10 protein-coding genes are annotated in these 16,819 nt (G+C 46.5%); all 10 read right to left on the bottom strand.

All coding sequences use genetic code 11. From position 1 onward, the window contains the following. Positions 1-18 precede the first annotated feature (18 nt). Positions 19-2,313, bottom strand: a complete 2,295-nt coding sequence (locus MKY19_RS15730; protein ID WP_339795922.1) for a chondroitinase-B domain-containing protein — start codon at positions 2,311-2,313, stop codon at positions 19-21. Between the two features lie 142 nt (positions 2,314-2,455). Beyond that, entirely contained in the window at positions 2,456-3,508 is a 1,053-nt protein-coding gene (locus MKY19_RS15725; protein WP_339804343.1) for a glycoside hydrolase family 88 protein, read from the bottom strand. 99 nt (positions 3,509-3,607) lie between these two features. Further along, a complete protein-coding gene (locus MKY19_RS15720) occupies positions 3,608-4,483 on the bottom strand; it encodes a carbohydrate ABC transporter permease (protein WP_339264868.1) in 876 nt (291 codons plus the stop codon). 12 nt (positions 4,484-4,495) lie between these two features. Further along, positions 4,496-5,449 (bottom strand): ABC transporter permease subunit, encoded by a 954-nt coding sequence (locus MKY19_RS15715; RefSeq protein ID WP_042188470.1) that lies wholly within the window; start codon positions 5,447-5,449, stop codon positions 4,496-4,498. Positions 5,450-5,552: 103 nt separating this feature from the next. After that, positions 5,553-7,223: an extracellular solute-binding protein gene (locus MKY19_RS15710; protein ID WP_339795920.1), complete on the bottom strand. Its 1,671-nt coding sequence runs from the start codon at positions 7,221-7,223 to the stop codon at positions 5,553-5,555. Between the two features lie 173 nt (positions 7,224-7,396). Beyond that, complete coding sequence (locus MKY19_RS15705) at positions 7,397-9,751, bottom strand: AraC family transcriptional regulator (protein WP_339795919.1); 2,355 nt, start codon at positions 9,749-9,751, stop codon at positions 7,397-7,399. 21 nt (positions 9,752-9,772) lie between these two features. Then, complete coding sequence (locus MKY19_RS15700; RefSeq protein WP_339795917.1) at positions 9,773-10,954, bottom strand: polysaccharide lyase 6 family protein; 1,182 nt, start codon at positions 10,952-10,954, stop codon at positions 9,773-9,775. A 282-nt stretch (positions 10,955-11,236) separates the two neighbouring features. After that, entirely contained in the window at positions 11,237-11,947 is a 711-nt protein-coding gene (locus MKY19_RS15695; RefSeq protein WP_339264859.1) for a metallophosphoesterase family protein, read from the bottom strand. A gap of 973 nt (positions 11,948-12,920) precedes the next feature. Continuing rightward, entirely contained in the window at positions 12,921-13,847 is a 927-nt protein-coding gene (locus MKY19_RS15690) for a VanZ family protein (RefSeq protein ID WP_339795915.1), read from the bottom strand. An 817-nt stretch (positions 13,848-14,664) separates the two neighbouring features. Beyond that, on the bottom strand, positions 14,665-16,413 hold the full coding sequence (locus MKY19_RS15685) for a S41 family peptidase (RefSeq protein WP_339264855.1): 1,749 nt from the start codon (positions 16,411-16,413) through the stop codon (positions 14,665-14,667). Positions 16,414-16,819: the final 406 nt, after the last annotated feature.

Below are 16,819 nucleotides of genomic sequence, written 5' to 3'. Positions count from 1 at the left end.
TGCACATATATATCGATCCTAAGGCGTATTCAGCCCCACATCGTCGGCCGCTAGCGGGCGATTCAGTAGAGGCGCGTCGGAATATTCGTCCGCCCCCACATCTGCTGTCGCCCGCATTTGACCGTCCATATCCGCCAGCACGAACGCGTATGTCCCCACAGCTGCAGCAATTGCCGGGCTGCTCGCGGACAGTTTCTGAATGCCGTTCACCGCAGTCAGCAGAGGATTGATATTTAGGATCTGCTCCGAGCTGCGCGATATGTTGCTAATAGTGCTGCCAAACCCGATGTTACCTTGGAACAGCGTATTTGTTGTCGCCGCCTCGTAATAAAGCGTGCCGGTGTTGTTGTATACGATATTGTTCGCCACGACGGAATCCTGCGGAGCATACGTTTTACCCGAGCCGATGACGATACCGGTTTTGCTGTTTACAATCGTATTGTTGACGATAAGCGCCCGGTAAACTTTCCATTGTTTGCGCAATTGTTCGACCGTCGGATTTGGAGGTGAGCCTCCAGTACCGCCGTCGAAGTCTCCGTTAGGCAAGTAGATTGCTTCGCCAGTCAAATTCTCAAAGTAGTTGTTATAAATCTTATGGTCATTGCCGAACATCCGGATGCCTTCCTGATCCGACTCCACACCGTCCCCGAGGAAGAAGTTACCATATACGCTGTTGTTATGGCCATGCCGCAGCGTCAGGCTGCCCTTGGACGTGCGGAATGTATTGAAGCGCACCGAATTGCTGCTACTCTTGACCGATATGATTTCCGGCTCTCCATCGCAATTCTGAAATACATTGTATTGTATCGTATTATAGCCGTGGGAGAGCGTAAGACCCGACAAGCCGAGACGGATTGTCTCTTTGCCGTTAGCTACCCATGGGCCTACATCATGGAAATAGTTGTATTCGATAATATCGTATTGCGAAATTTGACCTGAGCCATCCTGTCCTTCGTAAGCGATCAGCGGTTCGGTGTCACTCTTCAGTCCGAAGTCGTTCCGGTCGATGCGGTTATGATGGCTGTTCGTGCCCCGCACTTGCAGCCACATCAAGCCGCTCCCCGAGCTGGGAAGCGCAAACGTATTACGGGTCAGCCGCGCATGGTGCGAGCCTTCCAACACCACTGCGCCATTGCTTGTGTTCGTAAACTTTAATCCGTCCAGCACCACATGCGAGGAGTTCTCGATGCGGAAGCCTGACGCTCCCGAGATGATAGCCTGACCGCGGTTTTTCGCTTTAATGACGATTGGCGCGTTGGGAGTGCCGTTTTTGTTTTGAACAGCAAACGGGCTTGTACGCGAATACGTGCCGTTTGCCAACACAATCGTTTTACCCGCCGTAGCGATTGCAAGCTCGGCAGCCAACTGCGTGGAAGTGCTAACTTCGACGACCGTCCCCTCGCTACCGCTGCCGCTTGAATCGCTACCATAAATTTCGACCTCGGCAAAGCTGTTCCAGGCGTTCACCGAGTTGCCATGGCCAACAATACGAACGTAGCGGACGGGGGCAACATCGGCAAAATCAAACGTCTGCAAGCTGTTGCTCAGACTGCTGACCGCTCCCGAAAGCACTGTACTGAAGTTGTAGCCATCATATGAAGTCTGGATATCAAAAGCGAAAGTTCGCTCCGCCCCGTTGGTGAAGGCGATCTTCACGTATTCCACCCGCTTGCTCGATCCAAGGTCGTATTGGACCCACTCCCCTTCGCCACTCGCTGACCAGCGTGTGTTAAGATCGCCGTCGATTGTATATGCGACGATATTGCCGTCATCTCCGCTGGCCATAAGTTGTGGCACGGTAATCGCCAACTTGCTTGCACCTGGCGGAGATCCGTTCGCGGTGCCGTAGAGTTCAACTTCAGAATAACTGTTCCACAGGTTGGAGGAATTGCCGTGCCCAACGATCCTCACATAGCGGGTAGAATCGACATCCGGAAAATCGAACGTTTGCAGACCTTCCACAAGGCTGCTCACAACTCCGCTGCTGACGGTCGTAAAGGTGGAACCGTCCATTGACGTCAAAATATCAAAAGTAGAAGTGCGGCTTGACCCATTCAGAAATGCAATTTTGATGAAAGACAATTTGCGATTTACGCCCAAATCGTACTGGATCCATTGCTTGTCGCCATTCGCCGACCAACGTGTTAAGAAATCGCCGTCCACCGTGTTGGCTGGAACGTTGCCGTCATCTCCGCTCGCCGTCACGTCGGAGCTGCCAATTGTGAACTTCGTATCAGCCGCACTTGCCGTTCCTGGTATTAACGCAACCAGCATACAGATCAAAATAATGAACGTCATACTTTTGGTTCCCATAATTCATTTTCATCCTTTCCATTATGAAATGATGGTTATTGAATCATTCCCTTCGTTCCGTCCGGCACCTCCTCTCAAGAATACGAAAGCCGGGAGGAGCTTCCTGTCCTCCCGGCTTCGTGATTACGGCCTTTGATCCCGCTTAAAAAACATTCTGGCTCCAGCCTTTGCTCTTCGCCAAAGCTTCAATATAATAGTAATCGCCGTAAATCAGCGATACGTTGATGTTGGTATTGACTGGCTTATGACCGGTTGCACCGAGCAGGATGCCTTCATACTCCGGCTTGTCGAGCGCACTGTAGTTGTTCGACAGCGAGCGAAGAATGCGCGTGGCCGCGCGCTGATATAAAGCGGCTTCCTCAGGAGCCACCTGCGACGCGATATCGATCAAGCCAGATGCTGCGCAGCTCGCCGCTGAGGTGTCGCGCGGCTCGTCCGTCAAGTCGGTCGCCGCACGGAAATCCCAATGCGGCACATCGTCTTCCGCCAACGCGCTGATGAAATAATGTGCCACCCCCTTCGCCGCAGTCAAGTAACGTGCTTCTCCCGTATAGCGGTAAGCGCAGCTCATCCCGTAGAGCGCCCAAGCTTGGCCCCGCGACCAGGACGATTGCGGCGCGAAGCCCTGTCCGCCGTCATAACGCTCCACTTCGCCCGTCTCCGGATCGAAGATAACGATATGATGCACCGAGCCGTCGCCTCGGATGAATGAGCGAAGCACCATATCTGCATGGGCGACCGCAATATGCTTGAAGCGCGGATCATCGCTTTCTTCACTCGCCCAGAACAGAAGCGGCAAATTCATCATCGAATCGATGATCGACCAACCCGTCTGGTTACGGGGCCAGGCTCGAATGAACTGTCCTGCCGGGTTGTACCTGCCCGCCAGATAGTTGGCGGCGAACAGGCCGCGCCGCCGAGCGTCCGGGTCGCCGGTCAGCTTGTAGCGGATAACCGATGTCGGCAGGAACTGAAAGCCAACATCGTGGTGGAAATGGTTGTCCCGCAAGTAACATTGCTCCATGCGTTCGTCCCAAGGCTCCGCCTCTTCCCGATAACGTTGCTCGCCGGTCATATCGTACAGAATCCACAGAATGCCCGGCCAGAAGCCTGAAATCCACTGATCGACTTTGATCTGGTCATATTTGCCCGCCGCCGAAACATGTGGCGCTTCTGTCCAGCCCGCTTCGATCATATGATCAACTTTAATCTTCACTTTATCCCACCAAGCCGTCAGCTCGGATGGTTTCAGTTTCACATTTTCATTGCTCATCTCTGAAGTCCACCCCTTCTCCTAACCTTTAATGGCACCAATCAAGGCGCCTTTCACGAAATATTTTTGCAATAGCGGATAGACCAGAAAAATCGGAAGGGTTGCTACCATAATCGTGGCGTATTTCAATGTCTCCCCCAATATGATGATCTCATCTTGGGAGGCTCCTTCCGCCATGGAGTTTGCCTCGCCAATAATCAAAATTTCTCGCAGGATCAACTGCAACGGATACAGCGACCGATCCTGAAGGAAGATCATGGCGTTAAACCAGGAGTTCCAGTGGCTTACTCCGTAATACAGGCCTACCACTGCAAGCACGGGTTTGCATAGCGGTAGGAAGATGCGGAACAGAATGCCAAAGTCGTTGGCGCCGTCAATCTTGGCCGACTCTTCTAGCGCATCCGGCACTGCCTCGAACGATGTTCGCATGATAATGAGGTTAAATGCGCTTATTGCGGTAGGCAGGATCAGCGACCACAGTGTGTCCGTAATGCCCAACCCTCTGACCAGCAAGTAGAACGGAATTAATCCACCGCTGAAAAACATGGTAAATACGATAAACAACGTAAGCTGCTTGCGATATTGCAATGTTTTTCTGGACAAAGCGTATGCGGCAAAAGAAGTAAGCAGCAAATTGAGAGCCACGCCTACAATGACAATAAATAATGTGTTGCGGTAGCCGAGCAGGATCATCGGGTTGCTGAATACCGCCTCATATGTTTCAAGCGAGAAGCCCAGCGGCTTCCAAAGAATGCCCTTATGCGCCATCATCAGCGCTGGTTCGCTGAATGAAGCAAATGCCACGTATAGAATTGGGTACACTGTTACAATCATGAGCGCGGACAAAAACAGCGTATTGCAAACCCGGAATATATGTTCACCCAAGCTTACTCGCATGCGAACCCTCCTCTACCACAAACCCGTATTGTTCAACTTCCGGCTTATCCAGTTGGAGCCGATAACAAGCGCGAAGTTAATCACGGAGTTGAACAATCCGACAGCGGAGCTGAAACTGAATTGAAAATCTTGAAGCCCGATCCGGTACACATACGAGGAAATGACATCCCCTGTCACATAAGTGGTCGGGTTGTACAACAGAATAACTTTCTCGAAGCCAACGCTCATAATTCGGCCAATGTTCAGGATGAGCAATATAACGAAAACGGGAAGCAGACCGGGTAGGGTAATATGAAGCATCTGCTTCCAGCGTCCACCCCCGTCGATCTTGCAAGCTTCATATTGCTCGAGATCGATCGCAGACAGCGCGGCCAAATAAATAATTGTACCCCAGCCTATATGCTGCCATATATTCGACGAAACGAAGATTGTCCGGAAAAAAGACGGCTCCAGCAGCATCGTAACCCGCTCACCACCGAAAAATGCGATAATATCGTTAATGACGCCGTCACTGCTCGTAAAATCTTTGATCATGCCGCAAATAATGACAAGCGAAATAAAATGCGGCAAATAAGTAATCGTCTGAACCGAACGCTTGAACAGTGCATTTTTCACCTCATTAAGCAACAAGGCGAGAATAAGCGGAGCGGGAAAACCGAAAATGAGATCGTACAAGCTAATCATCAGAGTGTTTTTTAACACCCGCCAAAAATACATACCGCCAAAAAAGTCTTTGAAATGCTCAAGTCCTACCCACGCGCTGCCCCCGATTCCAAGCCGGGGGTTAAAATCCTTGAACGCAATAATCGAACCGTACATCGGGAAATAATGAAAAATAATGAAATATAACAAAACAGGAGTAAGCATCATGTACAAATACTTGTTCTTAACCATGTCTTTCGCAATATTAAGCGGCAGACGACCGGCATGCGTGACTTTGCTGCGTCCCAGCTTCAATTGAGCCATCTCCTACTCCTCCTATCCAAATCCAGCATTATCGGCAGGGGATGGCTGCACCATTCCCTTGCCCCACGGCAGCCTGCAGCCAGCCGTGGGACGATACATGGAGTTATCTGTTGTTGTAGCGATCCAAAGCGCCTTGATAGATATCGATTACATCACGAATCCCCATATCTTCCAGCTGCTTCACAAAGCTGTCGAACTTGTCGAGCGGCTCGTTGCCCATTACAAATTTGATGAACATTTCTTCCAGATACGTGTTGATTGCCGTCATCGTCTGCGCTACCTTCTTGCTCTCATCTACTGTAGGCGTAATGAACGCGGGCAAAATATGTTTCGCCGCATCAGTCTCCGACCAAATCTGGACCGCCTCGTCCTGTTGTGGGAACGTGTTGGTCGTTTTTTGCTCATGCATCGGAAATGGACCGTTCGGAACCGTATACTGCGCCAACATCTGCTGTGAAGTGTACTTATCGTTTTTTACGATCATATCGGTAAATTTCGGAACGCCGTTGTCCATTGTGTAGCTTTCGCCTTCAACGCCGAAGTTGTACATCATGGTTCCTTGCTCGCTAAATGCGAAGTCCAGCCATTTTACGATCGTTTCTAGGTCTTTTGCCGATGTCGTCACGGCCGCGCTTGCTTTCGGGTTATATTTGAAATCGCGCTGTCCGGTGAACGGTTTTTCGCCTGCTTTCAATACCGGATAAGGAGCCGCTACAAGATCAAAAGCCGGATTTTGGGCTTTACCGGACTCCAGCCATTTGCCCATGCCGCCGCCCAGCAGGAAAACAGTCGCGCCGGACTCACCGTTCAGAAGCCGCTTATCCAGCGTGTCGCGTTCGACGATCGGGAAGTCTTTATCAATCAGCCCTTCGGAATACCACTGGCGGAACAGCGTCATAACATCCTTGTATTGCGGATCTAACGGACCGTATTTCACTTTGCCTAGGTCGTCAATATAGAAGCCGTGCGATGTTTTGTATGCGCCGAAGAACGCGTCCTGCAAATTCATTTTGTTCGCGTATAGCGCCGTCAGCGGTGCTACGGCGCCTTTTTTCTCTTTGAACGCCGTCAGAACCTTATGCCAATCGTCTATCGTTACAGGCAATTGCAGCCCTAGCTCATCCAACCAATCTTTGCGCAGCATTGGTCCGCGGAAGACTAATCCTTCCTCGTTTCGCACCATCGGGAAGACGTAATATTGGCCACTGTCGGTCTTCACCATTTTATCCAGCTCTGGATTAGCTTCCAGCATCTTCTTCAGGTTAGGCGCATATTGGTCGATCAAATCGTTTAGCGGTACGATAACCCCGTCTGAAATCGCCTTTTCCGGTCCACCCGGATAAATACTCCAGTCGTACTCCAGCACATCCGGCAGCTTGCTGGAAGCCAGCAACAAATTAAACTGCTCTTCAGCTTGACTTTCGGTCGGATGGATGTAGTTCACTTTCACGCCGGTAGCTTCTGCAATCGCCTTCCCGATCGGCGCTTCCGCCAGATTCGTTGTAAATGTAATCAGGTTTCCGTTGATTGGAGCCCAGTATGAGAAAGTATCTTTCGTATCCAGCGGATACACCGGCATATCCGATCCCTCGTTGCCTTTGCTTACGCCATCGCCGCCCTTATTGCTGACGGCGCTTTGAGTCGGCTCTGCCTTATCCTTGTTTCCAGAGCCCCCATTACTGGAGCATGCGGTTAACAACAATGAAAGTACCATTGCGATCCCCAGTGTGAGCTGCAGCCTCTTATGAGTCTTGACGTTACGATTTTTCGCCATTGTGCCCTCCGTTCTTTTCGTCTCGAATAAGTTGGTGTGAATACGCTTTCAACATATCGTTAATCCGGTGCCGCAAGCTATCGTTAAAACCTAAAATATACTGCAATTTCTCAAAAATGAGGGTAACAAAACCGTATGTTTGCTACTTTTTCTTGAAAAGAAAAGCCCTAGAGCTACTTGACTTCCCTGTAGCGCCCGGGCGTTATTCCTTCAAATTTTTTGAATATGCGGTGGAAGGTATTCACATCGTTGTAACCAACCTTCAGCGATATTTCGCTGACCGTATATTTCCCGCCGATAAGCAGCAATTTGGCCTGCACCAGCCGGGTCTTGTTAATATAATCGAGCAGAGATTCGCCGGCAAGTTCCTTGAACAGTTTGGAAACATACGACGGCGTCATGGAGAAGGCTTCCCCGATCATCGAAATGTTCAGGTTCTCGTCCTGGTAATACTCGTTGACATATTTCATGACCTTATCGATTAGCGGATTGCTGCAGTATTCGCGGTTGTTATTAACGTAGCCGCACAGAAGCTCTAGCATATCGTAAAGCTGGCTGCGCATCTCCCCTACCGTCTGGCATTGCATCAGGCGTTCGATGGCGCGCACTCCGTCAGGCATATCCGGCTTGCCCGCGATGCGGATTTCGCCGATTACTTTTTGCAGCGTAGCCATTAGATCGAACATGAGACATTTGGCAGTATGAAAAGGAAACGACTCCTTCGTCACATTTTTCTGAATGATCTCCCCGACGAACGCTTTTGCCTTATCGAGCTGCCCTTCGCGAACCATAACGATCAATTGCTGCTCGACCTTGAGCGGATAAAAATAACCACCTGGAGCAGCCCCTAGGTTGTCGTTACCGCTCAGGTCCCCATAATGAATAATGCCCCCGCTACCTACAATGATTCGGTATTCCATCGCCTCGATCGCTTCCTGGAACGCCTGGAAGATGCCATATTCGCCCTCCTGTTGCGCGCTGATGGCAGCGGTCAACTGTACATGAGCATAATTGGAGATGAACGACATCGTTTCTTCCGCGATGTGCCCCAGCTCCCCCCGCTGTTCCGTCGGCGATGCAAGCTGATGGTTGACGATGCAGGCGAGCAACTCCTGGTCCAGCTCTACCGCATAGGCGTTTACTGACTTTCGTGCGACCTCCTCGACCACGTTGGCGATCAGGAAGTGCAGCAACCGCTTATTATGGACCTGATCCTCATCCTTCCGATGGAACTTGCCGAAGTGCTCGATGCGCAGCAAAATAACAGAAAATCCGCCCAGCGGGAAACGCAGATCATAGGCTGAGAAAGATTCGTGCAACGGGATATGGCTGTCGAGTTGCCCCTTCAGCAGCCGCTGCAAAAAGTGCGATCTGAGTGTATTGTTATGCTGATTCAGTTTGTAATGAAGCTCCTCCTTCTCATGGAAGGTGCTGCTCAGTGCCTGCTCCAGAAAGGAGTATTCATTGGAGCCGCGATCAAAGGTAAAACCCGCCTTGAACGACAAGCTCTGGATCAGTGCATGGATCGGCAGGTAGTTCCGTTTGAGGAGCCAATACGTCACGCCACCGCCAACAATAAGGCAAAGCAAGATGCTGGCGATCGTCAATTGCTCTACCACGTTCATTTTCTGGTGATATACGTTCGCCGGCAGCGTCATCACATATTTCCATCCCGTAATGGATGAGGTTGTGTAGGATGCAACAAGCCGGTGACCGTCAGTCTCGATCTCAAGTTGCCCCGATTCTTTCGACATATCGCTGTATAATAGAGCAGGTTCCGACAGCGAATCGCCCGTAGACGCAATGAACCGGTTGTCTTTATCCAGAATAAAGATCGTACCTTTCTCAGGCGCCGAAGCTTGCTCTAGCAGCTTACTGCGGTCAATCATGAACAGCAAGACAGCTCCAGGTTGATTCATGATTGTTGAGTTCACATTTTGGGCATACATGACCGTTGGCCGCCACTCATTCTCTTCAGACACAACAACGGAGTGGTAGCCTTTAATGTACCCTTGGTCAAAATATTCTCGTAACGACTGGAACGGCATATGCTCTTCAAGGCGAATATGTTCGTATAACGCTTCGATGTTCATACGGTTGTTGCGGGCGATGACCGTATCGCTATTTTTGTAGTAAATATAAATACCTTCAAGAAAATCGTTAGCGATTTCGTATACGCGCAAATCATTAGCGATTTGGTATACATCGTAGTGGTCCGAATCAGACAGATTGGTATCGGCCGAAATAAATGCTGCGATTCGCCTGTTGAGGCTCACCTCGAGGCTTAGATTCTCGATTCCTTTGAACTGGCTATCTATGGCTTGCTCCATCTGAAGAAGAATAGATTGGTTGGCACGGTTAATTTCAGCCTTTACAACGTTCAGCGTCGCGCCGTATATAACGCCGCTGATCAGAATGGGCACGAGCAGCACCGAGACGTAGGAAAGCATCCAGGTCATGTATACACTGCGATTTTTATGCCGGAGCTGCTTCAGATAGATTGTCCACCGGTTTCGAGTTTGGGCCATAGATTCTCCTCCATGTTAGCTTTAGTCGGAGTCGGGACCGACGTCAATTCTTGTCAGAATAGCCGGACAACGAATATCCGCGACATCCGCTTTATGATTGTTAATACAAACCGCCGGAGACGGCCGGTATTCATAGATGGCCGGCTGCTCCTTGCCGCATATTATATTGTAAGCGATTACACAATGCTCCGGCGCATAAGGAATCCGCTCGCCGAGCGTAATGCCGTGACGACAATTGACAATCGTATTATTCACTACACTGGCGCGATAGACACGCCAATGTTTCCTCAGTTCCTCCTGCGTCGGCGCCTCGGGATAGCCGTCCGATCCGCCATCGTATGTACCGCCGTCAATGAGCAGCGCATCCAACGTCAAGTTTTCCATATAGTTTTCAAAAATGTGATGGTCGTTTCCGTAAATGCGAAATCCGCCCATTTCTTCCTTCACGCCATCGCCGATAAATACATTATTATGAAAGCGATTTCCATGTCCGTGACGCGCTGTCACTTGGCCGGCGGAGTTAAGGAACGTGTTGTACCGAACTGTATTATAGCAGCTTTTTACCGAAATAATCTCGGGCTCTCCGTCGCAATTTTCAAACAGGTTGTGTTGAATGGTAATATAGCCGTTCGAGAGAGAGATGCCGGACAGGCCGAGCCGGATCGCTTCAAGCCCATTGACGACACGCGGGCCTATATGATGAAAATAATTATATTCAATGACATCATGCTGCGAGATTTGTTCACCGTCGCCATCAAAAACAACGAGCGGTCCGTGGTCGGCCTTTGGCCCGAACTCGTTGCGTTCGATCCGGTTCCAGCCGCTGCCGCTTCCCAGCACTGACAGCAGGCTATACTCCGCCCCAACCTGTCGCGGCTCAAATCTATTCCGCGCAATCCTCACATGCCGCGAACCGTCCAGAATGATAGATTCGCGCTGCCCGACCTGGAAATGCAGTCCCCATACCTCTACATAAGCAGAGTTCAAGATGCGTATACTTGATTCTCCAGCGATCGTCGCTTTTCCTTTATTTACAGCGCGAATGCTTAATATTGCGGTGTCCGATCCTACTTTGCCTTCAATAATATAATCTTCATTCCGTTCGTAAACGCCGTCTGCCAACAAGATCGAAGAACCAGGTTCTGCCCGGCCAATGGCTGCCGCCAACTCGTCGCTACTCGATACCCAATAAATAGTAGTCATTTTCCCACCTGCTTCCTATAGAATAGGCGGATATGAACTGCAGCCTCTTCAGGATCATATCCGCAACTTCACAACCTCTATTATGAAAGATACGTTTCCCATGCCATAGTGTAAAAAAATGAAGCAATCATAAAAATGTAAACTGAGGCGCAAAATGAGTGGGAATTACCGCCTTGCCAGCTGTTAATCGCAACCTGCCGGTGTACTATAAATGAGAAAGGACGTATCCCGACACCAACTCGTGGATACGTCCCCATTGTTGTTGCTTGCTCTGCCGTTCGCTTACCCAAAAAAGAAGTACGCAACCTTCATCTCTTCTTCTTTCAACAGCAACTTTTGTGCCGCTTCGAGCAAAGGCGTGCGGTCATAGACAAGACTTTTCATCGCTATTTTGCCATCAGTAATCGTGAAATAGTGCGCTTCTTTCGATGGATCGTCGCGACGGCGGTAGGACACGCTTCCCGGATTCAGCCACAAACTGTCGTCACTCAAATAATGAATGCATCTGCGATGTGTATGTCCCAAAATAATGCGGCGATCTTCTTTGGCCCCAATTGTCCTGACGTTGCGTTCCGCCCAGAAAGCATCGTACTTGGGCAAGCTATCAATCGTTAAATAGTTTTCGTACAGATGTTGCATTGTATAGCTATAGCCGTCCATCTCGAATGTGCGGTAGACCGGTATGCTTTCGAGGAAGGAAATTTCCGCTTCGCCGAGCAGCCTTGCATTGTAATGCGCCCACTTGATCTCATCCTCCGCCACATCGTGACCGCTATTGCCGTTTCGGTACAGGTCGATAATAATGTCGTCATGGTTACCGCGAACACAATTCGCATCGTTCTTATGCACCCATTCGATAACTTCCCGCGGGAAAGGCCCGTAGTCTACAAGATCTCCTGCGCAATAAATCACGTCACAGTCGGATTCTGCCTTGCGGATCGATTCCAGCGCTTTGACGTTGCTGTGAATATCCGAAATAATTAAAGCTTTCATAATCGATTCAACTCCCTAAGATTCAACATTCTCAGCAGTACCGTCACCACATCCGCCACGTAGCTTTATCGTCTGGCATGAAATGGTCCCGCGGCAGACGCCAAGGAAACAGCCTGTCTTTCCCAGTCGGGGGTGTCTCCACTGTCCTCAAACCACTGCGGCGCAGGGGCGCCGTCCACAACATTGGCCGGGACATAATTGGAGGCTGGTTGCGACGAATTGGCCGTAACGGAACATGCGTGTAACCCTATTTGATCATTCCCGTCAATCGATAACCTTCGGACAATATTATGGTTGTAGACATTGCGTATCAGGCTGTTCTCCCATTTGTCGAGTGCACTCTCCCTCCTTTATATAAAAAGATGGAACCTTGATAAATCGTCAAAAGCTAAAATCGCCATCAAATATTCCAACTTCTTATCTCCAATTTTTGGAATGAACATCAAATCTTAAAAAAGTCACTCACATCTCACGAATATGCATAGAAACATCTTTGTAGCTATTTTTATATACAGCATTCAATGTTCTTAAAACAAAAGTATCAACAACATGATCCTTTTTATTTGGAGAAGTAAACAAAACGACATCCGACCTTAGATGTTTTAGCAAGATTTCATTTTCGCAACTCCCTATGATCATTTTAATTATTATGTTTCTTGCCCTGGTCATATATTGCTTGAAGCCAATTTTGTAGGTCAGATCTTATATGCACAGAATCCTATAGTTGGGAACCCGCCAACATTTTAACGAAAATATACGCTTAGCCCTGAATCGCGTCCAGCTTGGTGTACTCTCATACTCTTAGGTGGTCCGGGACGTATCACGAGCGGACGCAACGAAACGTATTGGACAATCATTCAGCAACATTAACGCGGTACTGTATTAAATGATTACGATATAAAAAAAGCTGTCGAGACTTTCTTGACAGCCTTGCCGCAATTATCGCGGTTTCTATATGTTGCGTGTTTGTTCTTCACTCCCACCAATGCTTCATTTCACTGAATCCAACATCCCATAGTTTAGCGTTCCCGGAAACGATAATCGTAATTTCATTCACCTTGTCATAAAATGGTATGTTTAAAGGTTCTGCTCCATTATTATATTGTTCATTGTACTGATAATGAACTCTTTGGTTTCCATCTACCAATATAGTGAGTTCTCCCTTGGAATCTCCCTTGTCTGGAATGCCAAAATAAGAATAGAACGTCACATCTTTTTTGTTCCCTAAGATGTAGGTGTATGATTTTCTTTTATCCCCTTCACTGTAATACACGTTCATTTTGGGTTCTATTTTCTTGTCTGCTACGGTGAAACTTGGAAGATTTTCAGTCATAGGCATGGTTCCATTCATTTCTTTCACATCGTGTAATGCTTGAATTGGGCTTTCTCTTTTCGCTACAACATAATTGATGGTTTCCGAGATCACGATTACTCCAACTAGAAGAACACCAATAGATAGGGCTGAAACAATAAGCTTTTTATAAGAAATTTTAGAAGAACATCCAACTTTATAGGCGATAAATCCTATCGCTGCACCTAATGTATTGGATATAACATCATCTACATCAAAGCTGCCAAGATGAGTTAAAGCCTGCATCGTTTCCAGAACGAGAATCGTCAAGACAAAAAAGGATATGAACTTCCCAAAACTGGAACGATACAACAGAGGAATTACTACTCCAAAAGGGATAAAGGCAGCAATGTTTCCAAAGTTGTATACCCATGAAAAAGTTAGTTTTGGAAATCGAAGTGGAACTCCTTCTGGAACAAGTATAAATGTGTATCCATAATCGCTGTTCCAATGATCTAATCTACTGAAAGCAAAAAACATAAAATATAATATCAACAGCGTGTACAAAAATGTTCCTACAAAGAGGAGTTTCCGTAATTTCACTTCCATAATATCTCCTTTAATAATTCATCAATGGGTTTAGTATATCTTCCCAAAATGACATTAAAGTGACATTGAAGTGACATTTTAGTCACTTAAACGCTCATTAAATGATTTGTTTGTAAAATTGAATCCGAAATCATGCCTTTATTCATCCACTCTGGACATGAATATCTCCATCTTTTTTGGTTTAATGCTGTGAGCCATCGTAAGACCAATGCAAATGCTACTCTCTCTAGCATTCTTGTCTTATAAAGCGTAATAGAACAATTTTAATCTATCTATTGGAAAATGGAAAAAATTCTTAGTCTCAAGCGTATTCGGGAAATAATCTTGACAATGAGAAATGACAAGAATATATTCCGATAATACCGCGATTATCGCGGATATTATTCGTACAACATTCTTGTTAACTTACATGCTTTTCTTAGAAAACGCCGAAAAATTCTTCAGTATTTGATGAAGTACTGGTTACGCCTATTTGGATATCGCTCCAAAATCTCTCGTACCAATTCGTGATTCCCATAGGAATGGTTTAACTTTACCAAACTAAGGCTCGTGGCAATAGGATCATGTTCTTGTCCATTTTCGGCAATAGGTACAAGTTCTTCTCTCGAGCAAAGGACAAGAACTTGTACCTATAAATTAATAAAACCGCGCTCAGCGTGGATTTCAATAGGCATATGTTCTTGTCCTCTTACATCGGAACAAAGTATAATTAAGCTGATTAATATGACCCGTCTACTCTTCAACTCATTCCTCCCTAAAAAAATCAGGCCCCGGAAGTGTATAGATGTTCATTTATATTCCAAATACACTTTCATAATTAATAACCACCTTTAATTAATTCAACAGCTCTCTCAATATACTCGTCTCTGCCTTCCATAATCCCTTCAATGGTAGGATCAAGACGAATATCTGGCTGCAATCCTATTCTTTGCGTTGGGTTTTTATCTGGATTAAATATGCCGAGTCCACTTATAGCGGTTTTTATTTTTCCTGGAAGCATAATGATACGTATATCACCATCAGTTCCAGCAGACGGCCTACCGAGAACTATGGAGTTATCTGTATTTCTAAGAGACATCGTTGTAAACTCGCCTTGACTAGCAGTATGTTCATTGATTAGAATCACTACTTTCCCTTTATAAACCTCGGCATTTGTTTCTTGGGGCTTCCCTGAAACCATAGGCTCAAGGTAATAAAATTCACCGGGTATTGCACGATTGGGGACCGATACTGTGGCAAACTCTTTTTCAGAAGCGATCAGATATTTGGCTAATTCATAAGTAAGTATACTAGAAGGGTAGTTTCTAAGATCTACAATTAGCCCTTTAGTGTTCCACCACTTTTTCATGATTTTATCAATCTCTCCATCTTTCAAAAGACCAGCATTAATATAGTAGATTTCTCCACTCTCCATTGCTTGTGATTTCGTATCAACCAGGAAATTAATGTCTTCTTGATTGCCTACTGCACTAATGTTCATCTTATTTCCCTGCCGAATTACAGTAACGTCCGTATTCTTCTGTTCAGTTCGGAATAAATCAAGAAAAAATAAGCTGGCCGTGTCTTCTCGCGACTGTGATATATATTTTCTTCTATCTTTTAATAATTCATCTATATTTTTGTCTCCTACTTTTAATACAATGTCTCCGACCTCAAGTCCACACTTGTTAATTACTTTATTTATAACAATCTGATTGTTAATTTCGATAAAGTTTACGGGAAGCCGATACGTTCCAAAATAATCAGTAATCGTCTCTCTATCTTTGCCCACCAAATATGCATGAGAATCATGTATTCTAGTTGTCAGTTCTGCTAAAGTCATAAAATAGGAGTCATAATCCGATCCATCTATCATTTTAGGGATAAACTCCAGAAGCACTCGATCCCAATTTTCTCCGATGACATCTTTATACGGATAGTAATATTCGATAATATTCCAGTAGCGGAATAAACCTAACAACCTGTAGCCTGTATCATCGAAATTCATATTAGAGTACGGGTTTTCATTTCCCATAGACGGAAAGAATGAATCTTCCTTAAAACTAACATATGCATATTCTCGTTCTGAAATATTAGAATCCAGAAGCTTCGATAATTCAAGACTCAAGTCTGTTCCGAGATATTCTTCATCCTTGGACCAATCTGTAGATGGACTGAGCTGTATGGAATCTTTGGAAAATTGATATTGATCATCAAGCTCTCCAGAAATGGACTCGCTGCCTAATGAATGAACCCACTCATAGAGAATTGAATTCACATCTGAATTTTCTTCTAAAATAGAGGGCACCACCCGAAACAGCTCATAATCCCAATTTACATCTCCAGATACAACCTTAGGATGATGGTATTTCACCACTCCCCATACCTTACTGATCTTAGCTAAATCCACGATCTTTTGTTCAGAAAGGCTGGAAAATTTCATTCCACTTCCTTGGTCAAATTCCTGCTCCTTCTCTCTCCCGAGTTGATGAGTCTCTTGGGATGTAGAACATCCTGCAATAATAAAAATAAGCAACACACTGAAAAACACCAGGGAATTCCAGTTCCTTATTTTTCCTTCTCCCACCTTTTTTCCACCTTTCAGCTCAACAATTTATCTTTTTGTAATTCTTGCAAATCTAGGATCTGCTTCACCTATCTCTGCAAATCTACATGTCGTTTTTTAAATAAAAAAAACCAGCCTTATAGCTCTTATCGTAGGCTGGGGCGTATGTTGTCTGAGCTTTCAACCTGATTATACATCTAATAAACATGAAGGTGATAACCCAGCATCAAATAATGACAGATTAGATTTGCGTGTTGTTCATTCCGGCATTAATGTTCCTCATACAATTCATTCATAAATTTCCCCGCACTAATGATCCCTTCTTTCGCTTCCTCCAGAAAGGAATGACAGCACAGCCAACCGTGAAACAATGTCTCTTAATGATCTTGCGCTTAGTCCCATAGAGTTTTCCATTCTCATTCTTTAC

The sequence above is a fragment of the Paenibacillus sp. FSL R5-0744 genome (assembly GCF_037972555.1).
Classification (GTDB): domain Bacteria; phylum Bacillota; class Bacilli; order Paenibacillales; family Paenibacillaceae; genus Paenibacillus_AQ.
This window is presented reverse-complemented; position numbering and strand designations above follow the sequence as displayed.